Annotated in this window: 24 protein-coding genes and 1 other annotated feature; of the genes, 17 read left to right on the forward strand and 7 right to left on the reverse strand. The window is 47.2% G+C overall.

Going from position 1 to position 24,590, the window contains the following annotated elements; genetic code table 11:
* Positions 1-4: 4 nt before the first annotated feature.
* The gene (locus MTR82_RS07990) at positions 5-514 is read right to left on the reverse strand and encodes a gamma carbonic anhydrase (RefSeq protein WP_246808633.1); all 510 of its coding nucleotides are present in this window, start codon (positions 512-514) and stop codon (positions 5-7) included.
* A gap of 103 nt (positions 515-617) precedes the next feature.
* Here MTR82_RS07990 and MTR82_RS07995 point away from each other — a divergent pair, with 103 nt between their 5' ends.
* The 3 genes from MTR82_RS07995 (at position 618) to MTR82_RS08005 (ending at position 3,786) form a co-directional block, all read left to right on the forward strand.
* Positions 618-1,421 carry an alpha/beta fold hydrolase gene (locus tag MTR82_RS07995; protein WP_246808634.1) on the forward strand — a complete coding sequence of 268 codons (804 nt, stop codon included), beginning with the start codon at positions 618-620 and terminating at the stop codon, positions 1,419-1,421.
* Between the two features lie 22 nt (positions 1,422-1,443).
* On the forward strand, positions 1,444-2,457 hold the full coding sequence (locus MTR82_RS08000) for an LLM class flavin-dependent oxidoreductase (protein WP_246808635.1): 1,014 nt from the start codon (positions 1,444-1,446) through the stop codon (positions 2,455-2,457).
* 354 nt (positions 2,458-2,811) lie between these two features.
* Positions 2,812-3,786, forward strand: a complete 975-nt coding sequence (locus tag MTR82_RS08005; RefSeq protein WP_246808636.1) for a ZinT family metal-binding protein — start codon at positions 2,812-2,814, stop codon at positions 3,784-3,786.
* 70 nt (positions 3,787-3,856) lie between these two features.
* Here MTR82_RS08005 and MTR82_RS08010 read toward each other — a convergent pair whose 3' ends face one another.
* The gene (locus tag MTR82_RS08010; RefSeq protein ID WP_246808637.1) at positions 3,857-4,834 is read right to left on the reverse strand and encodes a TRM11 family SAM-dependent methyltransferase; all 978 of its coding nucleotides are present in this window, start codon (positions 4,832-4,834) and stop codon (positions 3,857-3,859) included.
* A 152-nt stretch (positions 4,835-4,986) separates the two neighbouring features.
* On the opposite strand from MTR82_RS08010, the gene MTR82_RS08015 reads away from it, so the two are divergent.
* On the forward strand, positions 4,987-5,283 hold the full coding sequence (locus tag MTR82_RS08015) for a hypothetical protein (RefSeq protein ID WP_246808638.1): 297 nt from the start codon (positions 4,987-4,989) through the stop codon (positions 5,281-5,283).
* Between the two features lie 49 nt (positions 5,284-5,332).
* Here the strand turns inward: MTR82_RS08015 and mnmM are convergent, their stop codons facing one another.
* Together mnmM and mnmL are read right to left on the reverse strand one after the other, a co-directional pair.
* Positions 5,333-5,884 (reverse strand): tRNA 5-(aminomethyl)-2-thiouridylate-methyltransferase MnmM, encoded by a 552-nt coding sequence (mnmM, locus tag MTR82_RS08020; RefSeq protein WP_246808639.1) that lies wholly within the window; start codon positions 5,882-5,884, stop codon positions 5,333-5,335.
* Complete coding sequence (gene mnmL, locus MTR82_RS08025; RefSeq protein WP_052652088.1) at positions 5,881-6,834, reverse strand: tRNA modification radical SAM protein MnmL/YtqA; 954 nt, start codon at positions 6,832-6,834, stop codon at positions 5,881-5,883. Before mnmL ends, mnmM begins: the two co-directional genes overlap by 4 nt.
* A gap of 158 nt (positions 6,835-6,992) precedes the next feature.
* Between mnmL and MTR82_RS08030 the strand changes: the two genes are divergently transcribed.
* From MTR82_RS08030 to leuS, 4 genes are all read left to right on the forward strand, one after another.
* Complete coding sequence (locus MTR82_RS08030) at positions 6,993-8,186, forward strand: MDR family MFS transporter (RefSeq protein WP_246808640.1); 1,194 nt, start codon at positions 6,993-6,995, stop codon at positions 8,184-8,186.
* Between the two features lie 182 nt (positions 8,187-8,368).
* A complete protein-coding gene (locus MTR82_RS08035) occupies positions 8,369-9,061 on the forward strand; it encodes a CoA transferase subunit A (RefSeq protein WP_052652086.1) in 693 nt (230 codons plus the stop codon).
* Between the two features lie 18 nt (positions 9,062-9,079).
* Positions 9,080-9,733 (forward strand): 3-oxoacid CoA-transferase subunit B, encoded by a 654-nt coding sequence (locus tag MTR82_RS08040; protein WP_246808641.1) that lies wholly within the window; start codon positions 9,080-9,082, stop codon positions 9,731-9,733.
* Between the two features lie 45 nt (positions 9,734-9,778).
* Positions 9,779-9,984 (forward strand) — a binding site (T-box leader).
* Positions 9,985-10,027: 43 nt separating this feature from the next.
* A complete protein-coding gene (gene leuS / locus MTR82_RS08045; RefSeq protein ID WP_246808642.1) occupies positions 10,028-12,445 on the forward strand; it encodes a leucine--tRNA ligase in 2,418 nt (805 codons plus the stop codon).
* A 214-nt stretch (positions 12,446-12,659) separates the two neighbouring features.
* Here leuS and MTR82_RS08050 read toward each other — a convergent pair whose 3' ends face one another.
* Positions 12,660-13,937 carry a BaiN/RdsA family NAD(P)/FAD-dependent oxidoreductase gene (locus tag MTR82_RS08050; RefSeq protein ID WP_246808643.1) on the reverse strand — a complete coding sequence of 426 codons (1,278 nt, stop codon included), beginning with the start codon at positions 13,935-13,937 and terminating at the stop codon, positions 12,660-12,662.
* A 557-nt stretch (positions 13,938-14,494) separates the two neighbouring features.
* On the opposite strand from MTR82_RS08050, the gene MTR82_RS08055 reads away from it, so the two are divergent.
* Together MTR82_RS08055 and MTR82_RS08060 are read left to right on the forward strand one after the other, a co-directional pair.
* Positions 14,495-16,102, forward strand: coding sequence for a putative polysaccharide biosynthesis protein (locus MTR82_RS08055; protein ID WP_052652082.1), 1,608 nt, complete (start codon positions 14,495-14,497; stop codon positions 16,100-16,102).
* A 9-nt stretch (positions 16,103-16,111) separates the two neighbouring features.
* Positions 16,112-16,825, forward strand: coding sequence for a pseudouridine synthase (locus tag MTR82_RS08060; RefSeq protein WP_246808644.1), 714 nt, complete (start codon positions 16,112-16,114; stop codon positions 16,823-16,825).
* Between the two features lie 197 nt (positions 16,826-17,022).
* Here MTR82_RS08060 and MTR82_RS08065 read toward each other — a convergent pair whose 3' ends face one another.
* A complete protein-coding gene (locus MTR82_RS08065; protein WP_052652080.1) occupies positions 17,023-17,244 on the reverse strand; it encodes a DeoR family transcriptional regulator in 222 nt (73 codons plus the stop codon).
* 300 nt (positions 17,245-17,544) lie between these two features.
* Here MTR82_RS08065 and pepV point away from each other — a divergent pair, with 300 nt between their 5' ends.
* From pepV to MTR82_RS08095, 6 genes are all read left to right on the forward strand, one after another.
* Positions 17,545-18,918: a dipeptidase PepV gene (gene pepV / locus MTR82_RS08070; protein WP_246808645.1), complete on the forward strand. Its 1,374-nt coding sequence runs from the start codon at positions 17,545-17,547 to the stop codon at positions 18,916-18,918.
* A 30-nt stretch (positions 18,919-18,948) separates the two neighbouring features.
* Complete coding sequence (gene dat, locus MTR82_RS08075; protein ID WP_246808646.1) at positions 18,949-19,797, forward strand: D-amino-acid transaminase; 849 nt, start codon at positions 18,949-18,951, stop codon at positions 19,795-19,797.
* A 74-nt stretch (positions 19,798-19,871) separates the two neighbouring features.
* Entirely contained in the window at positions 19,872-20,411 is a 540-nt protein-coding gene (gene thpR, locus MTR82_RS08080) for an RNA 2',3'-cyclic phosphodiesterase (protein ID WP_246808647.1), read from the forward strand.
* 19 nt (positions 20,412-20,430) lie between these two features.
* Complete coding sequence (locus MTR82_RS08085; protein ID WP_246808648.1) at positions 20,431-21,342, forward strand: diacylglycerol/lipid kinase family protein; 912 nt, start codon at positions 20,431-20,433, stop codon at positions 21,340-21,342.
* Between the two features lie 58 nt (positions 21,343-21,400).
* Positions 21,401-22,051: a tRNA (guanosine(46)-N7)-methyltransferase TrmB gene (gene trmB / locus MTR82_RS08090; protein WP_246808649.1), complete on the forward strand. Its 651-nt coding sequence runs from the start codon at positions 21,401-21,403 to the stop codon at positions 22,049-22,051.
* Positions 22,052-22,070: 19 nt separating this feature from the next.
* Complete coding sequence (locus MTR82_RS08095; protein ID WP_246808650.1) at positions 22,071-22,922, forward strand: YtnP family quorum-quenching lactonase; 852 nt, start codon at positions 22,071-22,073, stop codon at positions 22,920-22,922.
* Positions 22,923-22,975: 53 nt separating this feature from the next.
* On the opposite strand, the gene MTR82_RS08100 is transcribed toward MTR82_RS08095, so the two are convergent.
* Complete coding sequence (locus MTR82_RS08100) at positions 22,976-23,290, reverse strand: PepSY domain-containing protein (protein ID WP_052652073.1); 315 nt, start codon at positions 23,288-23,290, stop codon at positions 22,976-22,978.
* A 170-nt stretch (positions 23,291-23,460) separates the two neighbouring features.
* Between MTR82_RS08100 and MTR82_RS08105 the strand changes: the two genes are divergently transcribed.
* Positions 23,461-24,534, forward strand: coding sequence for a M42 family metallopeptidase (locus MTR82_RS08105; protein WP_246808651.1), 1,074 nt, complete (start codon positions 23,461-23,463; stop codon positions 24,532-24,534).
* The last annotated feature ends 56 nt before the right edge of the window (positions 24,535-24,590 follow it).

Consider the following 24,590-nt stretch of genomic DNA (forward strand, 5'->3'; position numbering starts at 1 on the left):
TTTTTTATTGGAGCGATTTATAGTAAGCGCCTTTTTCAGCGTATTCGCGGACGATGCGCTGCATGTCTTCGATGTCTTCTTCGCGCAGCTCGCGCACCACTTTTGCCGGCCGCCCAAATGCCAGCATGCCAGGAGGGATGACTTTGCCTTGCGGAACGAGGCTGCCCGCGCCGATAAATGCACCTTCTCCAACTTCTGCTCCGTCTAGGATGATGGAACCCATTCCGATTAGTGCCCCTTTGCGGATTTTGCAGCTATGCAAAGTCACTTGATGGCCGATGGTCACTTCGTCTTCCAAAATCAGCGGGTTCCCCGGGCTTTGGTGAAGCATGCACAGGTCCTGGATATTGGTTTTCTTGCCAATGACCGTAGGGGCGACATCGCCGCGGATGACGGTATTGAACCAAACCGATGAATCTTCACCGATTACAACATCGCCTGTAATCGTTGTATGGTCAGCGATAAAAGCCGAAGGATGAATAGATGGATGCTTGTCTTTGAATGGGTAAATCATGGAAAACCTCCAGTAAAAAAGATAAGATAATATTAATCCTATCAAAATAAGCGCAAAGGTCAAATGGGCGTTGCAGGCTGCGCTAAGGAAAGGGGGGCAATACATGTGGAAATGGGAATCGATCGGACCGGCGAAAGCGGTAGTGGTCCTTGTACACAGTGCATATGAACATCATCTGCGCTATGCCTGGCAAATCGATCAATGGCGCGGCGAGAACTTCCACGTCATCATGGGCGATTTGCCCGGGCATGGCGAAAATGCTGGAAATGAGAGCGCTCACCGGGAATCGTTTGACGAATATGAGAAATCCATCAAAACAGCTGTGAAAGTCGCGATGGAAAATGAATTGCCGGTATTTATCGTGGCCCATGGGTTAGGTGCGACTCTCGCGATGGGTGTGCTTTCCAAAAATAGAATAAACATCGCCGGCGCTATTTTCACATCGCCTTGGCTGCAATTGATCAAGACCCCTTCTAAATTCTCGAATGCCTTGACCGGCTTCCATAAAGTAACATCCCGAGTAAAGATCAATCACCATATTTCCATTGAAGAATTGACCAAGAACCAGGAAGTGATTGAGCAGGAAAAAGAGGATCCTTTCTACAGGACTGAGATTTCAGTTGGCTGGTATCATGAACTTCAATCGTATTTAAAGCAGCTGGCCCAAAGCAAAGGGGCATTTCCGGATATTCCGGTGTTCATCCATACAGGAGAACGGGACAACATCACCGATAAAGAAATGGCGAAGCGTTGGCTCAAACAGCAGAACCTGAAGGAATTCAGCTATAAAGAATGGACAAACGGCTACCATGATTTATTCCAGGAGCCTGAACGCGAAGACATTTTCATTTCTTCGCATTTATTCATCAAAAATGTTTTGCGTTCGTTAGGATACGTGGTGCAATAAGTTTTGTGAGAGAAGGGATGACATGGCTTTAGCCTTTAGTATATTAGATCAATCGCCGATTTCAGAGGGCCGTACACCCCAGGAAGCGCTGAAAGAAACAGCGAAGCTCGCAAAAATGGCAGAGAAATGGGGCTATACGAGATTTTGGGTTTCCGAACACCATGATGCTATGACGCTCGCAGGTTCTTCACCGGAAATATTGATATCCCATTTGGGGGCAATGACAAATACAATTCGGCTTGGCTCAGGAGGGGTCATGCTGCCGCATTACTCTTCTTTTAAAGTGGCTGAGAACTTTAAGCTCCTTGAAACTTTATATCCGGGACGGATTGACGTCGGTGTTGGGCGGGCGCCGGGCGGAATGCCGCGGGCGAGCTACGCGCTGAATGAAGGCCGGAAACGGGATGTAGACCGTTTTCCCACTCAAATAGATGAACTGCGCATGTATTTGGAAGACCGGATTCCGGAAGACCATCCCTACTACGGCATGAAAGCAACGCCGGTGACAAAGTCAGCGCCGCCTGTGTGGGTGCTTGGCTCTAGCCAAAGTTCTGCGCAACTCGCTGCTGAAAAAGGCTTATCTTATATGTTCGCCCAATTCATCAACGGAGAAGGCGGCCAAAGTTTTGCCAAAACCTACCGCGAACGTTTCGAGTCAAAGGATGGATCAAAGCCATATCAAGGTGTGGCAATTTTCGTTGTGTGCCAAGAAACGGAAGAGAAAGCGGAGTGGGTGGCATCTTCCATGGATTTGTCTTTAGCTATGGGGGCACAGGGAATGCCGTCAAACGGTACGCCGCCACCAGAGCGCGCATTCAATTATCCTTATTCGAAATTCGAACGCCTGCTGGTGGAAGAAAACCGCCGACGGATGATTGTCGGGACGCCGGAAAAGGTGGCCGATGCTTTGGAGGCGTTGGCAGAAGGCTATGGTGCAGAAGAATTGATGCTCGTGACCATTGCGTATGATTTCGCGGATAAATTAACTTCTTACCGATTAGTGGCAGAAGAAATGCAGAAACGGCAAAGCAAATAAAGCAATTAAACGATTTGCTTTTGAAAAAATCGAATCGCTTCTTAAGACGAATAAACGTCCGTAAAATGTTTTCAACATTTGCGGATGTTTTTTTATTGCCCTAGAAAATAAAAAAAGGCTTGCAATTAGGAAGCAAAAAATATAATCTTTAAAACGTAATGATTACAATTTGTAAAAAATGTTTAAAAGGAGCGAATCAGAATTTTTTATTGAGCTGAGGGTTTTGATGTATAAGAATGGGAAAAATTTTTAAAGTTTCACAAAACGTAATGATTACGAATAAAAAAGAAAGGCAATTGGGTTTTGAAAGACTGTACATAAAGATAAGACATTTAATTTCAGGAGGAATAGAAAATGAAGAAAACAATAAAAGGATTCGGGTTATTGCTATTAGTTTTAGTATTAGCCGCATGCCAGTCAACTGACGAAACAAACACGGGCAGCGCCACTGAGCAGCGGGCTCATTCAGAAAGCGAAAAATCGGATCAGGAAGTGCCTAAAGGCGTATTGATTGAAGGGCTGGCAGCACATTATCATACAGGAGATAAAATCGAGCTGACAGCATTCTTAAAAGAAGAAGCTGAAGGCGGCCATTGGCTCTGGTACAGCAGGGCTAGCAGCTCCGATGAATGGGAAATGATTTCTGGACAGGAATCAGCCGGTTTTACCGGAAAAGCAACGAGTGAAGTAGCAGAAATCAAAGCGGTCTTCTACGGTGAGGGAAAAGGTTCAGAAGTCCAGTCGGCACCTGCCGAAATTGTGATTGATGACCATCATGTCCATGATGAAGCCACGACTCAAATCTATGACGGTTATTTTGAAGACGAACAAGTAGCGGACCGGGGATTATCGGATTGGGAAGGGGATTGGCAATCTGTTTACCCTTATCTCGTTTCAGGGGATTTAGATGAAGTTTTTGCACACAAAGCTGAAACTGGTGATATGACAGCGGAAGAATACAAACAATACTACACAACCGGCTACAAAACGAATATCGATCGGGTGTTAATCAAAGACGAGAGTGTGACATTTTTTGATGGGAAAGAGGAATATTCAGGAGAGTATGCCTCAGACGGCTATGAAATTCTTACGTATGAAAAAGGAAATCGCGGGGTCCGTTTTATTTTCAAAAAGACGGCAGGCTCCGAACAAGCACCTGCCTTTATCCAGTTTAGCGACCACCATATCTATCCGGTCAAATCTTCCCATTTCCATTTGTATTGGGGAGAGGACCGGAAAGAATTGCTGGAAGAAGTTACGCACTGGCCAACTTATTATCCTTCAAATTTAGATGCAGAAGGGCTAGTCCGTGATATGTTGGCGCATTAGAGGAGTAAAAGAAAAGCACCCGGAGAATATTCACCGGGTGCTTTCTTCATTGTGCGGAACTGATAATTGCTTAAGCTTCTTGCAACCTCTTGCTTCTTTCGCAAACAAGAATCTCTCGAAGAAACAGGCCTTTTTTCACCAAGCAGCGGTCGGTGATCGAAAACCCGGCTTCATCGATCATGTAGTCGATCGGATCAATCGTCACCACAAGCAATTTTTCGGTGACCGGCAGCGCGTCTTTCAGAATTTCTTGTTGCTCAGACTTTGTAGCATTCGTGTAGAGGTTATAGGGCATGTCGATGATGGCGACATCGTATTGCTGTTTGATGTCGGCAATGGCGCCTAAATCGACAGCACCCGTTAAACCGAAATGTTCAATATTCTCGCGCGAACCTTCGACGACAAGGGGATTGATGTCGCGCCCGACAATATCGATCCCCATTGACAGTGCTTCGACGAGTACGGTGCCAATGCCGCAGCAAGGATCGATCGCTTTCACTCCAGCTGGATCCGGTACGGCAATATTGGCAAGCGCCCGCGCCACTTTTGTACTGAGAGCTGTCGAGTATTCGCGCGGTTTTTGCTGATGCTTGAACCAGACAGCTTCAGTTTGCAGGTAGTGGCCGAAATACCAACGGCCGCCGAACAGGATCAACCCGAAAACGACGTCCGGCTGATGGACATCTGCTTTTCCTTTGATGACAAAGCCTACCTGCCGTTCGATGCCGCGTTTTTCTGTGTAGTCGACTTGATCAGCAGGGGCCAAGCCGTTCAATTTCGGAAAAATGATTTTAAACGTGGCACTCCCCATGTTTATATTAGCCGCCTGATAGACGATATCAGCAAGTGCAGGCGCTTCAAACAGCAATTCAATCCGCTCCTTGATGAAGGGGCTTCTGCTGGGCTCGATTTTCCGGTTGCTTTTTAAGACTTTTTCCTCCGTATCTTCTCCGAAGAAAGATCGCATCTCCAGTAGGCATAAGTCTTTTTCGTCTTGATGATAGGCATATGTATAAATAAATTCACCTGTGGTGGTTAAGTTTTTCAATCCATCCCGTCCTTCATTCTGGTTATTAGGGTCTTATCAAACAGTATACCAATATCTGCTCAGCGATGAGCTGCCGTTTCCGTTTAATGAGTGACGGCGGATGAAGTATTCAGTTAAACTAGTACGGAATGAGAGATAGCGGAGGGATAAGCATGACTGAATTACAACGCATTGCGAAGCAAGAAGCTCTTGAAATGCCGGCATTTAAAAGTCACGAGGCGGCATTTCATTATTTTGAAGAAAAGTATGGCGAAAAAATCGTATTTGAAGAATCGGCAGATGGAGGCAAACAAACCTGTTATTTCTACCGATTGATTATTGATGAAGCCGCCTACATTGAAGGGGTAACGGAAATGAATTCCACAGGGAATATTCCCTTCGATTTTTTGAAGAGCTACCAGCCCATTCGCATCTGGGAAGATGGCCGCGTCGAAGTAGATGTTCAATGAATGAAGAGAAAGAAAAGAGGCGATGCCATTTGAGCATTGCCTCTTTTTCCTATTTCTTCTCGATTGCCACCAAAAATGGCGGGGAGTGGCGCTGGTTAATAAAGCCGTACTGCAAAACGTCGAAAGAAGTCTGCGGCAATTGGACAACATAATCCATAACCGCATCCCGTTCTTCGCTGCCGCCCTCATGCCCCGAATAAATGACAATCAGCGCAACGCCTTTTGGTTTCAATAAGCCTAGACATTGGCTGATAGCCGCCAATGTTGACTGGGATTTTGTAATGATGCTGTGGTCGCCTTTTGGCAAATAGCCGAGATTAAATACGGCCGCGGCAACGGGATCTTTTACGTAGGTTGAAATCTTCGCATGGCTGTCATGGATCAATTCGACCTGGGAAAATCCCGCTGTGCGTTCTCTCGTGTTTTGGATCGCTTCTTCCTGAATATCAAATGAGAAGACTTTGCCCGCATCACCGACGAGCCCGGCCAAAAAATGTGTATCGTGGCCATTTCCAGCAGTCGCGTCAATGGCGTGGTCGCCGGCTTCAACCGCTTGTTCCAGTAAGAATTTTGTATAAGGCAATACTCGCTGCAAGGTCATGCATTGACACGCTCCCGGTAATTTTTTCCTTGCCAAGAATTTCTGGCTTCAAGTTCCGCATCAATGCCGTTTAGAACGTCCCATTTATTGGCGCTCCACATCGGTCCGATCATCAAATCGATGGGGCCGTCTCCAGTGATCCGGTGGATGACCATTTCAGGCGGCAGCACTTCGAGCTGATCTGCGACCAAATGGATGTAGTCCTGCTTTTCCAGAAATTCAACCATTCCTTTTTCATATTGCTTCACCATCGGCGTTCCTTTCAATAGATGAAGCAGATGGATTTTGATGCCCTGGACGTCTAGCTTTGCCACTTCGCGGGCGGTTTCCATCATCATCTCCCGGTCTTCCAAGGGCAAGCCGTTGATGATATGGGTGCAGACGCGGATGCCGCGGTTCCGAAGTTTTGTGACGCCTTCCACATACGAAGGGAAATCATGCGCCCGGTTCACAAGAAGCGCGGTGCGTTCATGGACCGTCTGCAAGCCGAGCTCCACCCAAAGATAGGTGCGTTCGTTTAATTCCGCGAGATAGTCAACGACATCATCCGGCAGGCAGTCCGGGCGTGTTGCGATGCTCAATCCGATGACGTTTTCCTGTTCCAGCGCCGCTTCAAACTTTTCTTTGATCACCGAAAGCGGGGCATGTGTATTCGTATAAGCTTGGAAATACGCCATATATTTTCCGTCTTTCCATTTCCGGTGCATTTTTTCTTTTATTTTTTCGAATTGGACGGGGATGGAATCGACCCGGTCTCCAGCGAAATCACCCGATCCTGCAACGCTGCAGAATGTGCAGCCGCCGTGCGCGACTGTGCCATCGCGATTGGGGCAATCAAAGCCGGCATCGAGTGCAATCTTCATCACTTTAAATCCAAAATGGTCGCGCAAATGGCGATTCCATGTGTAATAGCGTTTGCCGTCAGAAGAAAAAGGTAAGCTCATTTCCATCGTTAACAACTCCTCTTTCCACTATTGTAGCACGGGCTAAAAAAGCGCTTCAACGGCAGAAAAATCTGTCTTTGAGGGTATCGGTTAATTTCTCTTGTAGAGACGGTCCAAAAGGAATACAATGACTCTTGGAATTTAGTTCGAAGGGAAGAATTGACATGCCGAAACGCGTATGGCTATTAATCATTGGAATGCTCGTCAACGTCACAGGGAATTCATTTTTATGGCCATTGACTACTATATATATGCACGATCATTTAGGGAAATCGTTGTCGCTTGCCGGGCTCGTTTTAATGGGCAACGCCGGGGCAGCTGTTATCGGGAATTTGCTTGGCGGGGCGCTGTTTGATAAATTCGGCGGCTACAAATCGATTATGAGCGGGATTATCATCACCATTCTTGCATTGTCGGGTTTGACGCTTTGGCATGAATTTTTGCCGTTTGTCGTTTTTTATACCATCATTGGCTTTAGCGGGGGAATCGTTTTCCCGAGCATGTACGCGATGGTTGGGACAGTCTGGCCGGAAGGCGGCCGCAAAGCGTTTAATGCCATTTACTTGGCTCAGAATGTCGGGGTAGCGATTGGGCCTGCGATGGCGGGAATTTTAGCTGCCTATAGCTTCGACTATATATTCGGAGCGAACTTAGCGATGTATATCCTATTCTTTTTCATCGCTTTATTCGGCTTCAAATCGATGTCAATTTCTCCGCTGTCCCATACTTCTGTGATCAATGAAGGAAAAAAAATACGGAAACGGGCGCCTTTCAATGCGTTGATGATTGTTTCTGCCGGATATTTTCTTTGCTGGGTCGGATATGTGCAGTGGCAGTCAACGATTTCTGCTTATACACAGGAAATCGGGATCACATTGACGCAGTATAGTTTCTTATGGACGTTGAATGGGTTCCTGATTGTCGCAGGGCAGCCGTTTATCCGTCCGATCATGAAACGCATTGAAGACAATATCAAGCAGCAATTGATTATCGGAATCTTGATCATGATGGTTTCTTATGTCGTCGTTGCATTTGCGCAAGATTTCTCGATGTTCATTGTGGCAATGGCCATTTTGACCGTCGGGGAAATGTTCGTGTGGCCTGCTGTGCCGGCACTTGCGAATCAGCTTGCTCCGAAAGGCCGTGAAGGATTTTATCAAGGGATCGTCAACAGCGTCGCAACCGGTGGGCGCATGGTCGGGCCGCTGCTCGGCGGTGTCATGGTCGACGTCTACGGGATGCCGGCATTATTTGTGCTCGTGACGGTATTGGTGGCAATCGCCATTGTCACTTCCTTGCTATATGACCGTCCGTTGAAAAAAGAACTGGCAGAGCAGCTTCAAGAAAAGTATAGTTGAGGAAATGGAGAAGAAGGCCGGAAACGGGCCTTCTTTTTTATTTGTAAAAATTGCAGCAGAGGTTATTCCTTTTGGTTTTGGGTCCCTGTATTGCCTTTTGGCTGAGACTTTGTTTAAATTGAAAGTGAAAGCGTTTTTTATTTACATAATTCTGTCAATGGAAAGAACGGGGGATGGCTGAAATGAAACCGATTTATGGATCCGCACGCGAAGCGGTGGAACAGATTCAAGACGGCGCAACAATTATGGTTGGCGGGTTTGGGCTCGTAGGGATTCCGGAACAGCTGATTTTGGCGTTGGTCGACAAAGGGGTAACGGACTTGACCGTCATTTCGAATAACTGCGGAGTCGATGAGTGGGGGCTTGGGTTGTTATTAAAAAATAAACAAATTAAGAAAATGATCGGCTCTTATGTAGGAGAAAATAAAGAATTTGAACGCCAAGTGCTGTCCGGTGAAATTGAAGTGGAATTGACGCCGCAAGGTACATTAGCTGAAAAGATGCGCGCAGGCGGAGCAGGGATTCCGGCGTTTTTCACACCGGCTGGCGTCGGTACGACGGTCGCTGAAGGAAAAGAAATCCGTGAATTCGACGGCAAGGAATATGTACTGGAGCATGCGCTCCGTGCCGATTTCGCATTAGTGCGTGCGCATAAAGCGGATAAGATGGGGAATCTTGTCTACAACAAAACGGCGCAGAATTTCAACCCGCTGGCAGCAGCCGCTGGAAAAATCACGATTGCGGAAGTCGAAGAAATCGTCGAAACCGGCGACATCGACCCGAACCACGTGCAAACACCGAGCATTTATGTGCAAGGTTTATTGCAGGCGAAACAGGAAAAACGCATTGAACGGCTAACGACCCGTTCGGTCTAAGAAAGGATGTGTGCAGCGATGGATAAAAACCAAGTAAGAGAAAGAATTGCGAGACGTGCAGAAAAAGAGATCAAGGACGGGGACTACGTAAACTTAGGGATCGGCATGCCGACATTGGTGGCGAATTTCATCTCCGACAATAAAAGCGTCGTGCTCCAGTCGGAAAATGGATTGCTCGGCATCGGGCCTTATCCGACAGAAGAGGAAGTGGATCCTGATTTGATCAATGCCGGAAAAGAAACCGTGACAACGATCAAAGGCTCCTCTTTTTTCACTAGTGCTGAATCGTTTGCCATGATCCGCGGCGGCCATATTGACGTAGCGATCTTAGGCGGAATGGAAGTTGCTGAAAATGGGGACTTGGCCAACTGGATGATCCCCGGGAAAATGATCAAAGGCATGGGCGGCGCGATGGACTTGGTTCACGGCGCCAAAAAAGTCATCGTCATCATGGACCATGTGTCGAAAGACGGCTCCCCGAAAATCAAAAAACAGTGCGATTTGCCGCTGACAGGCAAAGGCGTGGTCAACAAAATCATCACGGATCGTGCCGTCATCGAAGTGACGCCGGACGGTTTGGTGCTGACGGAAGTGTTTGAAGGCTTCAGCGTCCAGGATATCATTGATTCGACGGATGCTCCGCTGAATGCCGAGAACGTGAAAGTGTCCTGAGCTATTGCCAAAAAACGGCGGTTCCGCTAAAATAAAGGGTAATAACCTATGACAGTGAAGAGGATCAGTAAATTGTTTTCATTCTGTAGAGAGCCGGCGGGTGGTGCAAGCCGGTGTCTGGAGCAATTGAACTCGCCTTGGAGTCCGTGTATGTGAAACCAAGTAAGATACACCGTTTTCCGCGTTAAGGAATCAAGTTGAGCGAGCAATCGCTAATTTGGGTGGTACCGCGGGAGACTCCCGTCCCTTATGAAGATGAGGGGCGGGAGTTTTTATTTTGAGGAGGAATTTGAGATGACATTCAAGCACAAGACAGTCGAGAAGAAATGGCAGAAGTTCTGGGAACAGAACAAAACGTTCAAAATGGAAACCGATTTTGATAAACCGAAATTCTACGCATTGGACATGTTCCCGTATCCATCTGGAGCTGGACTCCATGTGGGCCATCCGGAAGGCTACACGGCAACGGATATTTTGAGCCGCGTGAAACGCATGCAGGGCTATAACGTCCTTCATCCGATGGGCTGGGATGCATTCGGCCTTCCGGCAGAACAATACGCACTCGACACAGGGAACGATCCGGCGGAATTTACGGCGAAGAATATTGAAACGTTCAAACGCCAAATCCAGGAACTTGGATTTTCGTATGACTGGGACCGCGAAGTCAACACGACCGATCCGTCTTACTATAAATGGACACAATGGATTTTTATCCAGCTTTACAATAAAGGCTTGGCGTATGTAGATGAAGTGGCCGTGAACTGGTGTCCGGCGCTTGGCACGGTTCTGGCCAACGAAGAAGTGGTCGACGGCGTTTCTGAACGCGGAGGGCATCCGGTTGAACGCCGCCCAATGCGCCAATGGGTGCTGCGCATTACGGAATATGCGGACCGTTTGCTGGAAGATTTGGAAGAGCTGGACTGGCCGGACAGCTTGAAAGATATGCAGCGCAACTGGATCGGGAAATCTGAAGGAGCGGAATTGGAGTTTAAGGTAGAAGGTACGGAGCACTCATTCCGCGCATTTACCACACGTCCGGATACGATTTTCGGTGCCACTTATGCGGTTCTTGCACCAGAACATAAATTGGTCGCTTCCATCACGACAGCAGACCAAAAAGCGGCAGTTGAAAAATACATCGATGATGTGAAAACGAAGAGCGATTTGGAACGCACTGATTTGGCGAAATCGAAATCCGGTGTGTTCACAGGATCTTACGCAATCAACCCGGTAAGCGGCGAAAAAATGCCAATCTGGATTGCGGACTACGTGCTTGCGACTTACGGAACAGGTGCGATCATGGCGGTACCGGCGCATGACGAACGCGACTATGAATTTGCGAAGCAATTCGACTTGCCGATCGTCGAAGTGGTATCCGGCGGAAATGTCGCTGAAGAAGCCTATGCAGGCGACGGCGAATTGATCAATTCGGACTTCTTGAACGGCTTGAACAAAAAAGAAGCCATCGCCAAAGCCATTTCTTGGCTTGAAGAACACGGCGTCGGCGAGAAGAAAATTACGTATCGCCTTCGTGACTGGCTGTTCAGCCGCCAGCGCTATTGGGGTGAGCCGATTCCAATCATTCACTGGGAAGATGGCACCATGACGCCGGTCGATGAAAAAGACTTGCCACTGATGCTGCCGGTAACGACGGATATCAAACCGAGCGGAACAGGCGAATCGCCGCTTGCGAATATTTCGGAATGGGTCAATGTTGTCCATCCGGAAACCGGTATGAAAGGCCGCCGCGAAACAAACACAATGCCGCAATGGGCAGGAAGCTGCTGGTATTATTTGCGCTATATCGATCCAAAAAACGACGAAATGTTAGCAGATCCGGAATTGTTGAAACACTGGCTTCCGGTTGATGTTTACATCGGCGGAGCGGAACATGCCGTCCTTCATTTATTGTATGCGCGCTTCTGGCATAAAGTGCTTTACGATCTTGGCGTCGTTCCGACGAAAGAGCCGTTCCAGAAACTGTTCAACCAAGGAATGATCCTAGGAGAAGGCAATGAAAAAATGTCGAAATCCAAAGGCAATGTGGTGAACCCGGACCAGATCATCGAAAGCCACGGAGCAGACACGCTTCGCCTTTACGAAATGTTTATGGGTCCGCTTGAAGCTTCGATTGCTTGGTCAACAAACGGACTTGACGGTGCACGCCGCTTCCTTGACCGTGTATGGCGTTTGTTCATCGATGAAGAAAGAGATGCATTGAGCGCGAAAATCGTCGATGCAAACGACAGCAAACTGGAAAAAGTCTATCACCAAACCGTGAAGAAAGTAACGGAAGACTTTGAAGGGCTTCGTTTCAATACCGGGATTTCGCAAATGATGGTCTTTATCAACGAAGGCTATAAGGCTGACGCGATTCCAAAAGAATACGTTGAAGGCTTTGTGAAATTGTTGTCGCCAGTCGCTCCGCACGTAGCAGAAGAGCTATGGGAGAAATTGGGCCATACCGAAACGGTGACGTATGAAGCGTGGCCGACGTTCGACGAATCGAAAATGGTCGATGATGAAATCGAAGTGGTCGTGCAAGTGAACGGCAAAGTGAAAACGAAACTAGTGATTTCTAAAGACAGCACGAAAGAACAGCTGGAAGCGGCAGCACTTGCGGATGAGCATGTCAAGAAAGCTGCAGAAGGCAAGCAAGTCCGTAAAGTGATCGCGATACCAGGAAAACTGGTCAACGTGGTCGTCGGATAAAACAGCAAAACCTGCCGGGAATTTCCCGGCAGGTTTTTTCTTTGTGCAAATAAACTCCCGGATTCCGCAAACAAAATAAGCGATTGCGCAAGCAAACCGTGGGATTCCGCAAATAAAACAGGAAATTCCGTAAACAACCACAAGGATTCCGCAAATAACTCCGAAAACGCCTAAAATAAAAACCCATTTGCTCGGAAGCAAACAGGTTTTGTCATCAATTAGTCACTTTCAGTTCTTCTGCAAAAGCTGCGGCACTGCGTCCGGCAACGTTTCCGGTCACGAGCGCGGACGTAATATTGTAGCCGCCGGTATAGCCGTGGATATCCAAAATCTCGCCGCAGAAATAAAGGCCGGGCTTTTTCTTCGAAGCCATCGTTTTCGGCTCGATTTCTTTGATTGAGACGCCGCCGCCGGTGACGAACGCTTTTTCGATCGGCTGCGTGCCGGTCACGTTCATCGAAAACGCCGTCAATTGCTGGGCGAAAGCCCGCACTTTGTCGCTGGCAAGCTCTGCACCGACCGCTTGCGGGTCGATGCCTGCACGCGCCATTAAGAACAGCAGCCAGCGCTCTTGCGTAATGCTTTTCCAGACATTTTTCACCGCTTTTTTCGGTTCGTCTTTCATCATTTTATGAAGCAGTTGGAACGCGGATTCGGCATTTTCCTCCGGCAAGGTATTGATGCGCATCTCCACCGGCTCGCCGCCATTTTTCTTCATTTCTTTGACGACATACTGGCTGCAGCGAAGCACCGCCGGCCCGCTAAGCCCGAAATGGGTGAAGAGCATATCCATTTGGTGGGTCACCAAGTTTTTCCCTTTTTTATTCAATACGGACACTGCGGCGTCGCGCAGTGCGAGCCCTTGAAGTTCGCGGCTGACGATAAACGGCTCTTTTGATAATAAAGGCACTTCGGTCGGGTACAAGTCGGTAACGGAGTGGCCCGCTTTTTCAGCCCACGGGTAGCCGTCGCCCGTTGAGCCGGTTTGCGGAACAGCTTTTCCGCCGACTGCGACGACAATGGCTTTGGCTGTAAATTCTTCACCGGAATGCAGGCGGACGCCCGTCACTTTTTCATCGGTCATCAACAATTTCTTGACCGGCGAATCCAGCATGACTTTCACGTTCAGCCGGTCCATTTCGCGGAACATCGCATCGGCTACGTCTTGCGCCCGGTTGGACACAGGGAACATGCGCCCATGGTCTTCTTCTTTTAAAGCAACGCCTAAGCCTTCAAAAAAGGAAATGATGTCTTCGTTGTTGAAGACGGAAAACGGGCTGTGCAGGAATCGGCCGTTGCCCGGGATATTTTTCACAATTTCGTCAAGCGGCAGCCGATTGGTCACGTTGCAGCGTCCGCCGCCGGAAATGACCAGTTTTTTTCCGAGCTTTTTGCCTTTTTCGATCAGTAAAACCTGCTGCCCTGATGAGGCAGCGGCGATGGAAGCCATCAATCCTGAGGGACCCCCGCCGATAATGATAACGTCATACATAATAGAAGAACTCGCTTTCGTTTTGATTTTAGAAAATAAAGGAAGTGGATTTAATGTTTAGAGTTCAGCGGCAAAAAGCGCCGCTTATAGGGCATCCTTGTTAACTCCCTCTTGCTCCTGCAGCACTTCGTACTTCGTCGCAAAGAGATGAGCCAAACTTCTTTTGGCTCATCTCTTGCCTGCCGGAGCTGAACAGGCATCTCCGCTTTTCTTGGTGTCCAGACTCCAGCGACCAGCCCCTCGAGTCGCTTCGGTCTTTCAGGTAATGGCAAGAGCGCCATTACCTGAAAGACCTCCAGCGCTTGTCGGGGCTAGATGGGCGCTTGCGCTTTTCTTTGTCCAGACTCCGATGCCTAGCTCCTCGGTCATAAGCCAGCCCAGCTGTGCGGCAAAAAGCGCCGCTTCGCTGTTCCGTCTTATGCCTGCCGGAGCTGAACAGGCATCTCCGCTTTTCTTACAGTATACACGATGCGTCGAAACTCGTTGAGTAATTTCTTCTATAGGTGTAAACTATCGTGTAGATTGCTTTTAACAATGAACAAGTCAGGAAGTGCAAAATGTCATCACTCATTAAAGGAACCGCCATTTTAACCTTAGGTTTATTTCTGTCAAAAATCCTCGGAGTCCTATATGTTATTCCATTTTACGGCATGGTCGGAGAAGAAAATATCGGCCTGTACCAATATGCGTACATACCTTATAATTTGATGCTGTCGCTGGCCATCTCGGGAGCGCCGATTGCGTTTTCGAAATTTGTCGCCAAATACAATTCGCTTGGTGATTATGAAACCGGAAGAAGGCTGTTGAAATCGGGATTGACCACAATGATGGTCACCGGCTTTGCTGCATTTGTCTTCCTGTATTTATTTGCCGGCCCGCTGGCGGAAATCACCATCGATTCAAATGATAAAGTCCACACAGTTGCAGACGTGAAAGAAGTGATCCAATGGGTCAGCTTTGCGCTGCTGGTTGTGCCATTCATGAGCTTGTTCCGCGGATTCTTCCAAGGCTATAATTTCATGATGCCGACCGCTGTCTCGCAATTGATCGAGCAGATTGTGCGCATTGTGTTCTTGCTTGCAGGCGCTTATCTTGTCTTGAACGTTTTTGGCGGAACGCCGGAAACTGCGGTCCAGATTGCAGTGCTTTCCGCTTTTGTCGGCGCGCTCGGCGGGGTCCTTGTCCTATTTTATTATTGGAAAAAGAAAAAACCGGAATACAATCAGCTGCGTGCGAACTCGGTTGAATCTTATGATGTCAGTCTGCGCGATATGTATAAGGAAATCGCAATCTATGCGGTTCCGGTCGTGTTTTTGGGCATCGCCAATCCGTTATTCCAATTTGTCGACATGCTAACATTCAATAACGCAATGGCCGTTACGGAAGGAGCGGCAAACTCAAGCATCTATTTGAGTATGCTGAACTTCCAGACGCATAAACTGGTCATGATCCCGGTTATGCTTGCGACTGGATTTTCCATGGCGCTCATACCGTTGATCACGAAATATTTTACAATCAATGACCATAAAGCGGTAAACCGGACACTTGATCAGACATTCCAGATTCTCTTGTTCTTGACGCTTCCGGCAGTTGTCGGAATGACGCTCTTGTCCGATGAGCTTTACCATATCTTCTACGAAATCAGCGATATGGGTTCTGAAGTGCTGTCGCATTACTTGCCGGTAGCGATTCTTTTCGCTTTGTTCCCGGTTACCGCATCTATTTTGCAGGGGATCAACCAGCAAAAATGGATTATCCTGAATTTATTGGTCGGCTTGTTATTGAAATTGGCGTTGAATATTCCATTGATCGAACGCTTTGAAACAGACGGGGCGATCGCTGCCACCATTATCGGCTATGTCGTCGCAATCGGCATGAATTTAGCGGTCATTAAAGTGACCATGAATTACCGTTCGAATATGGTGCTGCGCCGGCTATTCCTGATCGTTTTGATGAACATCGTCATGGCGATTGCGGTTTTTGCAGCTTTAGCCGGAGTCGATGTATTCATTGATATGGATACAAAACTCCATTCGATTTTCCGTATCCTGATTGTCGGAGCAATTGGCGGGGCGGTTTACGGCTATCTTGGATTGAAAACAGGAATTGCCCAAAAACTATTGGGTGAGCGTTTAACAAAATACACGAGAAAATTCGGATTCTAGGAGGAAGACATGCGCATCGATAAGTTCTTGTCGAATATGGGGTATGGCTCCAGAAAAGAAGTGAAAATTTTACTGAAATCAAAAGCGGTCGAAGTGAACGGGAAAGAAATCCGCGACCCGAAAGTCCATATCAACGAACTTTCGGATGAAGTGACGGTCGGCGGCGAACGCGTAGAATATGCAGAATTCATCTATTTGCTGATGAACAAACCGCAAGGCGTGATTTCGGCGACGGAAGATAAATACGACCGAACGGTCATCGATCTGCTTGAGGAAGAAGAACAGAACTTTGAGCCGTTTCCGGTCGGGCGCCTGGATAAAGATACCGAAGGATTTCTTTTGCTGACGAATGACGGAAAACTTGCCCATGAACTCCTGTCACCGAAGAAACATGTAGACAAAAGGTATTTTGCTATCATAGACGGAGAAGTTACGGAAGAAGACGGTGCGGCTTTTGAGAACGGCGTCGTCCTCGATGATGGCTATAAAACCAAACCGGCTGTGCTGAAAATCCTGAAAAGCGGAGCAGTCTCCGAAATTGAATTGACGATTACGGAAGGCAAATTCCATCAAGTGAAGCGGATGTTCCAAAGCGTGGGGAAGGAAGTCACGTATTTAAAGCGTCTATCGATGGGGCCGCTGGAATTGGATCCGGCGCTTGCACTCGGCGAATACCGCCATTTGGCAGAAGAAGAAATAGAGCAATTAAAACAAAGAAAATGACCGCAGCCTTTGCGGTCATTTTCTTTGTCTAAGAAGGTTTCTTGAGCTGTCTGTACGATTTTCCTGCGCTTTTCATGTCCAGGCGCAAGCACCCAGCCTCTCGAATCGCTTCAGTCTTATCTAAAATGGCAAAAACCGCCATTTCCGATAAGCCTTCCAGCGCTTTTCGCGGCTTAGCGGGTGCTTGCGCTTTTCCGTCAGGAAGTCATCTTCACCTTTTTATGCGTCGTTGTCCATTTGCCGCGAGTTGGACTCGTCACCAAATCGTTGAAGGCTAACACATTCAAATCTCTTTGAATGGTGCGAGGAGTGATGCCGAATTCATCGACAAGATCTTGCGTAGTTACAGTTCCGTTGTCACGGATGTACTTATACATATCTTTAATTCGAATGAGCATACGATCAGTTGTAGGTTTCATGTAAGAGAACCACTCCTTCATCTTTTTTCCCATAGGCAAAGACTAGCGGACGAATTGTTGAGGTATACTCAACGGTTTTGAAATAAATGCCAAAGACAGCCCCTTTTCTTAATAAATATGCCAAATCTATTATCTGACAATTTGATTATATCGAAAAAGTAATAGAATATCCATAATTATTACCGATTTCACACAATCTTAATATATGAAATCAGGATTTTTCAGGAGATTTTCAGGATCTTCCTTCAAAAAAATCTAAAAAGGTGTACAATAGCTTTAATCAAAAAAGGGGAGTGAATTATGGACTGGCTACAAGAAGCGGAAAAACGAAGAGAAAGCATAATTACCGAATTGCGGCAATTGCTCGCGATTCCGAGTGTGCTGAGTGAAGAGACAGCACCAGATGCCCCTTTTGGCAAGGAAGTTAAACGAGCGCTCGACTGGTTTTTAGCGAAAGGCGAGGAAAAGGGCTTTGAAGCGAAAAATGTGGCGGATGTTGCCGGACACCTGGAAATCGGCACGGGCGAAGAACTGCTTGGGATTTTAGGGCATGTCGATGTGGTTCCTGTTGGCGATGGCTGGACAAAAGAGCCTTTTGGCGGTGAAATTGAAAATGGCAAATTATATGGCAGAGGCGCCATCGATGATAAAGGTCCGACAATTGCTGCTTGGGCCGCTTTAAATATCGTCAAAGAAGCCGGCTTTGAATTTTCAAAGCGGGTTCGCTTAATTATCGGAACAGATGAAGAAAGCGGCTTCCGCTGCGTCGACCGCTATTTTGAAACTGAAGAAATGCCGACGATTGCGTTTGCACCGGATGCAGATTTTCCAATCATCAATGCAGAAAAAGGAATTGCCGGCCTTCGTCTTTCCAAAAACATTTGGGAGATGCCGGATGAATTGATTTCTTTCGTTTCAGGCAAACGCACGAACATGGTGCCGGACTTGGCTGAAGCGGTTGTCGAAGGCGGCCTTTCCGATTGGCAGCAAGCCTTTGAAACGTTCTGCACTAAACACTCCGTTTCAGGGTCGGCTGAAAAACAAGGTGAAGGCGTCAAATTGCTCCTTTCTGGAAAGTCAGCCCATGCGATGGAGCCGGACCACGGAGTAAATGCTGGAATTCTCCTGGCACTGTTTTTAAAAGATCATTTAACTGGAGATGGCCAGGAATTCACCGAATTCATTTCTGCTAATTTTTATCAGGACTCTCGCGGGCGTAATTTAGGTCTGGCATTCCGTGATGACATTTCTGGAGACACGACGTTCAACGCCGGAATTTTCCGTTTTGAACGAAATGAAACAGCGACTGTAGAAATCAGCATGCGCTATTCGATCACTTACCCGTTCGAAGAGCAAGTGAAGAAAGTGGGGCTGCTCGGATACGAATTGACGGTTGAATCCAATTCCCCTCCACATCATGTTGATGAAAACGATCCGTTCATCAAGACGCTGCAGCAAGCCTATGAACGGCAAACCGGCGAAAAAGCTGATCTTTTAGCGATCGGCGGCGGCACTTATGCGCGCGTTCTAGACAAAGGCGTAGCTTTCGGGATGCTGTTCCCAGGTGAACAAGATGTTGCCCATCAAGCGGATGAATTTGTCGATATCGACAATTTGATTAAAGCGACTGCGATTTACGCAGAAGCCATCTATGAATTAGCTTGCAAAAAATAAGAAATGAAATTGAGAAAAGAGGGACTGCTGATGGATTGGATATTGCATAATGATGAATTTATTCGTGAAGAGGAATTGAACATTTCAAAAGAAGACCGGGGTTATCAATTCGGCGACGGGATCTACGAAGTGATCCGTGTGTATGAAGGCAATCTATTTACGGCGGAAGAGCATATCGACCGCTTCTATGAAAGTGCGGAAAAGATTAAGGTCATCATTCCTTACACAAAAGACGTCTTCCATAAATTGATGTACGATTTGGTGGAAATGAATGAAATCGAAAATGGGCAGGTGTATGTGCAGCTTACACGCGGAGCGTATACGCGCCAGCACCAATTCCCATCCGATACGGCGCCTGTGCTCATTGCCTATCCGAAAAAGCTGGAGCGTCCGCTTGAATTGATGGAAACGGGTGTCCATGCGAAATTTATCGAAGATGTCCGCTGGCTGCGCTGCGATATCAAGAGCCTGAACTTGCTTGGAAATATCCTGGCGAAACAAGAAGCGTACGAAGCAGGTTGTTTTGAAGCCATTCTTCACCGCGGCGAAGTCGTCACAGAAGGGTCTTCTTCCAATATGTACGGTTTGAAAAACGGAGTGCTGTATACGCATCCGGCAACGAACTTAATTTTAAACGGCATCACCCGCCGCGTAATTTTAAACTTATGTGCAGATCTTGGCATCGAAGTCCAAGAGCTTGCCTTCACGAAAACGCAAGCGCTTGAAATGGATGAGTTCTTCATGTCTTCAACGACGACTGAGGTTATGCCGATTGTCCAGATCGATGGGCAGCAAATCGGAGAGGGCGTTCCTGGAGAACTTACCCGCAAATTGCAGGAAGCTTTTGAAGCAAACCTTAAATTGACCGTAAAATCTTAATAAAGTGGCCGGCAAAAGCCGGCCGCTATTTTTTTGTTCTGCTGCAAATGGTAGACTGAAGAGAGGTGAAGCTGATGGAAGCCCATTATTTTATTGGAATCAAAATTCCTGCTTTTGCTGCAGCTGCTTTGGAGCAGGCCAGAAGTTCTTGGGGGATGGATCGCCACAAACGCTACACGGCACCAGAAGATATGCATTTGACTCTCTTGTTTATTGGCAACGTTCCACACGAAGAAATTGCACAAGCAGCGGAGGCTTTAAAAGAAATCGATGCTGCCGCTTTTGAGTTGACGATGAACGGCATCAGCTTTTTCGGGAACCCGGGAACGCCGCGCATCGTTTATGCAGCTGTGGAGGAAAGCGAAGCGCTCCGAAAACTGCAGGCGAACGTAAAAGAAAAAATCTTGAAATTTCAGATGAATCCGGATTTAAAGCCATTCGTGCCCCATATTACGCTAGCGGCGAAATGGAAAGGCGGTCCGCCTATCGAACCGGATTGGCAGCTTGAACCGCTCACTTTTCCAGTAGACAGCTTTGCGATTTTCCGCATCGCTCCTGGACACAAACCGAAATATATTGAGGAATATACCTATCATTTGAAAGAAGGCGTGTAAGGCGCCGGGATGAGGCCATATGAAAACATTATTTATCATCAATCCAGCAGCCGGGAACGGCAATGCCATGAAAAAGTGGAGAACGTTTAAAAAAACACTGGATTTTCCTTTTGAAGCGAAAATCACGGAGTACGCGGGCCATGCCATTCGAATCGTGAAGTCATTGCAGCAATCGGAAGATTCCTATCTGGTGATTGGTTTTGGCGGAGACGGCACGCAGCGGGAAATCACTATTGGTGCAGCAGGAGCAAAAAATCTTGTGGTGGGCTCGGTAGCGGCAGGGTCTGGCAATGATTTTGGGAGAGGGTTCCAATCATTTAAAGACGGTCCAGCAATTTCAGATTTTTTAAAGTCGCCGAAAAGTTCTGTTGAAGATCTGGGCGAATTCAGCAATGGGGAAATGCATCAATTCGTCAGCAGCAGCGGCATTGGGTTTGATGCGGAAATCTGTGAGGTCGTCAACCGCTCCCGGTTGAAAAAGTATTTAAACCGGATCAGTGCCGGCAAACTCGTTTATTTGATGTATGTTGTGCTAACGTTGATCCGTTTTCAGAAATTCGATTTAACGGTCCACCTTAATGGAGAGGAAAAAGAATTCAGGGACGTTTGGTTTGCGACCATCCATAATCAGCCGTATTTTGGCGGCGGCATGAAAATTTCTCCCCATTCAAAAACAGATGACGGCTTGCTTGAATTAACGGTGGTCCATGGAATTTCGCGCTTGAAACTGCTGCTGGTCTTTGGTACGGTTTTTAGCGGAACCCATACACGTTTTAAGGAAGTGGCCCAGTTCAGCGCTAAAGAAATTTTTGCTGCGACGCCGCATCATTCGGTCCACCGGCATGTCGATGGAGACGCGATTGCCAAGACCGATTTGGCGGAAACAGTGACGTATGCTGTGAGCGCTTCAAAATGGCAGGTTATCCAGTAATAAGGAGAACGAAGGCAAGTTGCCTGTTTATCATTATAAGAAAGAAAGAGGATGCAAAATGAGAGCACGCTATAAACCATGGGCAGCGGATTTAATCGAATCGCACCCGGAAATCGTTATTCCAGATCCAACTTTATTAAAAGGAAAATGGCAGCAAGAATTTGGCAACGACCAGCCGCTTCATATTGAAGCCGGCACCGGAAAAGGACGCTTCATCGTCGGAATGGCAAAAGCGAACCCGGAAATCAATTACATCGGGATCGAATTGTTCGACAGTGTCATTGTTACGGCGCTTGAGTCCGTATTGGAAAGTCCGGAAGGCGTACCGAATCTTCGGCTGCTGCGCGTCGATGCGAAAAATCTGGCAGATTACTTCGAAAAAGCGGAAGTGGATCGCCTGTATCTGAACTTTTCCGATCCTTGGCCAAAAACGCGCCATGCAAAACGCCGATTGACGCATGAATCTTTTTTGAAGATTTATCAATCAATTTTGCCGGCTGATGGCGAAATCCATTTTAAAACAGACAACCGCGGCCTGTTCGAGTATTCACTGGTAAGCATTTCAGAATACGGGATGCTGTTGAAAAACGTTTCCCTTGATCTTCATGCTAACGAGCCGGAATGGAACATCATGACGGAATACGAAGAGAAGTTCTCTAAAAAAGGCCAGCCGATTTACCGGATGGAAGCGCAGTTTCAAGCAAATTAATTCACAAGGGGGATTTACAGTGGAGAAATTTCAATTTCACGATATGGCATTAACATGGTTGGACGGAGGCACAACTTGGCTGGACGGCGGCACAATGTTTGGGGTGGTGCCGAAAGTGGTCTGGTCAAAACGCTACCCGGTCAATGAAGGCAATCAAATTGAATTGCCGACCCATCCGATTCTAGTTCAATATAAAGGGCACAATGTCCTCATTGACAGCGGACTCGGTTCTGGAAAATTGACCGATCGCCAAAAACGCAATTTAGGGGTTTCTTCAGAGTCTCAGATCGAAGAAAACTTGAAAGAAATCGGTTTAACTTTAAAAGACATCGATACGGTCATCATGACGCATTTGCACGGCGACCATGCTGCCGGGCTTACGAAATTGCAGGGGGATCAGTACGTACCGGTTTTTCCGAATGCGACTATCCATGTTTCTGCAGTCGAATGGGAAGAAATGCAGCATCCGAATATCCGTTCCAAAAATACATATTGGAAAGAGAATTGGGAGCCGATCGTCCGCCAAGTGGAAACATTTGAAGGGGAAAAGACCTTGTTCGATGCCTTTACGATGATCCATACCGGGGGCCATTCTAACGGCCACAGCGTTGTGAAAATGGAAAGCGGCGGGGAAACGATTTTGCATATGGGAGATATTATGCCCACGCATGCCCATCAGAATCCGCTATGGGTCCTCGCCTATGACGACTACCCAATGGATTCGATTTTTGCGAAAGAAAAGCTGATGAAAGAAGCGTTGGAAAAAGGCTATTATTTCTCCTTCTACCACGACGCCTATTTCCGCATTTTAAAATGGAGCAGCGACGGCAAAGAAATCGTCGAATCTGTTGCCTATAAACAGAAGCCATAAAAAGAGGAGTTGTCCCAAAAGCAATTTGGGACAACTCCTTTACTCATTTATATTTAAACTTTTGTAACTTCAAGAACTGCGCCTGTGTACGCATCTGCAAGGAATTCGAATTGCTCAAGTTCATCCTGGCTGTGGCGCGTAATGCCGCCTTTATAAACGTCTGTCGTAATCGCATGCTGTTTGTATGGCTCGGTTTTCATGAAAATCCACGAGCCGTCAATCGGACCTTCTTCTTTAAATGCTGCTTTCACACTGCTTAATACATCGTCTGCAGGATAGAGCTTTTCTTTGCGGTCATACACTTCTTTGATGATGAAAGTGGCTGCTACACCTGTAACAAAGCCGATCAATAAATCACGATTCTTCACTGAAATCCCTCCTATACGTACTGTTTAAATTGTACCATAGAAGTTTTCGATGCGAAATTAAAAGGGAATGCGGAGAAGAATTCTTTCGGAAAACGAAATGTAAGGCTGGAAATAAACTGATAAAAGAACTAAACTAGATAAAGGCAAGTTATTTAGGAGGAATTAGACGCATGAATACTGAGACAAAAGAGTTATTTAAAACCTTAACAGAACTTCCGGGAGCGCCTGGAAACGAGCATGCGGTCAGAAAATTCATGAGGCAGGAACTTGGAAAGTATTCTGATGAATTGATTCAGGACAACCTTGGAAGTGTTTTTGGCGTTAAGCATGGCAACGAAGATTCGCCAAGAATTATGGTGGCAGGCCATATGGATGAAGTTGGGTTCATGGTCACGCAAATTACCGACAACGGCATGATTCGCTTTCAGCCTTTAGGCGGCTGGTGGAATCAAGTGATGCTTGCGACACGTGTAGAAATTATTGCAGGCGATCGGATCATTCCTGGTGTCATCGGGTCGATTCCGCCGCATCTACTCAGCGATGAATTGCGCAGCAAACCGATGGAAATCAAGAATATGCTGATTGATATAGGAGCTGACGATCGGGAAGATGCGTTGTCGTTCGGCATTCGCCCTGGACAGCAAATCGTTCCTTACAGCCCATTCACGCCGATGGCCAATGACAAGAAAATCATGGCCAAAGCGTGGGATAACCGCTATGGCTGCGGACTAGCCATCGAACTGTTGAAAGAATTAAAAGATGAAAAGCTGCCGAACCAATTATTTTCTGGCGCTACTGTAATGGAGGAAGTCGGCCTTCGAGGTGCTCAAACGGCTGCGACGATGATCAAACCGGATCTTTTCTTTGCACTGGATGCTAGCCCGGCAAACGATGCCAACGGCAACAAAAACGAATTTGGCCAGCTCGGTAAAGGCACGCTCCTGCGCATCACAGATAAGAGCATGGTCACGCATCGCGGCATGCGGGAATTTATCCTGGATATGGCAGAGACCCATAACATTCCTTATCAATACTTTGTCTCTCAAGGCGGTACCGATGCCGGAAGAGTCCATTTAACAAACGAAGGGGTGCCGAGCTCGGTCATCGGCATTTGCTCGCGATACATCCACACATCGGCTTCGATCATCCATACAGACGATTATGCAGCAGCAAAAGAGCTGTTGGTGAAACTTGTAAAGGCAGCCGATCAGACGACGGTGGATACCATCAAACAAAACGCTTAAAAAGTGCCTTCGGGCGCTTTTTTTTGAATTGATCTCAAAATAGAAAGGGAGAAGCA

The sequence above is a fragment of the Planococcus ruber genome (genome assembly GCF_022819085.1).
GTDB lineage: Bacteria > Bacillota > Bacilli > Bacillales_A > Planococcaceae > Planococcus > Planococcus ruber.

Excerpts from the sequence above, each read along its gene's own strand:
- MTR82_RS08085 (WP_246808648.1), top strand. The coding sequence starts at position 20,431 with ATGAAAACATTATTTATCATCAATCCAGCAGCCGGGAACGGCAATGCC.
- MTR82_RS08060 (WP_246808644.1), top strand. The coding sequence starts at position 16,112 with ATGCGCATCGATAAGTTCTTGTCGAATATGGGGTATGGCTCCAGAAAA.
- pepV (WP_246808645.1), top strand. The coding sequence starts at position 17,545 with ATGGACTGGCTACAAGAAGCGGAAAAACGAAGAGAAAGCATAATTACC.
- MTR82_RS07995 (WP_246808634.1), top strand. The coding sequence starts at position 618 with ATGTGGAAATGGGAATCGATCGGACCGGCGAAAGCGGTAGTGGTCCTT.
- MTR82_RS08105 (WP_246808651.1), top strand. The coding sequence starts at position 23,461 with ATGAATACTGAGACAAAAGAGTTATTTAAAACCTTAACAGAACTTCCG.
- MTR82_RS08005 (WP_246808636.1), top strand. The coding sequence starts at position 2,812 with ATGAAGAAAACAATAAAAGGATTCGGGTTATTGCTATTAGTTTTAGTA.
- MTR82_RS08065 (WP_052652080.1), bottom strand. The coding sequence starts at position 17,244 with ATGAAACCTACAACTGATCGTATGCTCATTCGAATTAAAGATATGTAT.
- thpR (WP_246808647.1), top strand. The coding sequence starts at position 19,872 with ATGGAAGCCCATTATTTTATTGGAATCAAAATTCCTGCTTTTGCTGCA.
- MTR82_RS08035 (WP_052652086.1), top strand. The coding sequence starts at position 8,369 with ATGAAACCGATTTATGGATCCGCACGCGAAGCGGTGGAACAGATTCAA.
- MTR82_RS08040 (WP_246808641.1), top strand. The coding sequence starts at position 9,080 with ATGGATAAAAACCAAGTAAGAGAAAGAATTGCGAGACGTGCAGAAAAA.
- MTR82_RS08050 (WP_246808643.1), bottom strand. The coding sequence starts at position 13,937 with ATGTATGACGTTATCATTATCGGCGGGGGTCCCTCAGGATTGATGGCT.
- MTR82_RS08055 (WP_052652082.1), top strand. The coding sequence starts at position 14,495 with ATGTCATCACTCATTAAAGGAACCGCCATTTTAACCTTAGGTTTATTT.
- MTR82_RS07990 (WP_246808633.1), bottom strand. The coding sequence starts at position 514 with ATGATTTACCCATTCAAAGACAAGCATCCATCTATTCATCCTTCGGCT.
- mnmL (WP_052652088.1), bottom strand. The coding sequence starts at position 6,834 with ATGGAAATGAGCTTACCTTTTTCTTCTGACGGCAAACGCTATTACACA.
- mnmM (WP_246808639.1), bottom strand. The coding sequence starts at position 5,884 with ATGACCTTGCAGCGAGTATTGCCTTATACAAAATTCTTACTGGAACAA.
- MTR82_RS08030 (WP_246808640.1), top strand. The coding sequence starts at position 6,993 with ATGCCGAAACGCGTATGGCTATTAATCATTGGAATGCTCGTCAACGTC.
- dat (WP_246808646.1), top strand. The coding sequence starts at position 18,949 with ATGGATTGGATATTGCATAATGATGAATTTATTCGTGAAGAGGAATTG.
- MTR82_RS08000 (WP_246808635.1), top strand. The coding sequence starts at position 1,444 with ATGGCTTTAGCCTTTAGTATATTAGATCAATCGCCGATTTCAGAGGGC.
- trmB (WP_246808649.1), top strand. The coding sequence starts at position 21,401 with ATGAGAGCACGCTATAAACCATGGGCAGCGGATTTAATCGAATCGCAC.
- MTR82_RS08015 (WP_246808638.1), top strand. The coding sequence starts at position 4,987 with ATGACTGAATTACAACGCATTGCGAAGCAAGAAGCTCTTGAAATGCCG.
- leuS (WP_246808642.1), top strand. The coding sequence starts at position 10,028 with ATGACATTCAAGCACAAGACAGTCGAGAAGAAATGGCAGAAGTTCTGG.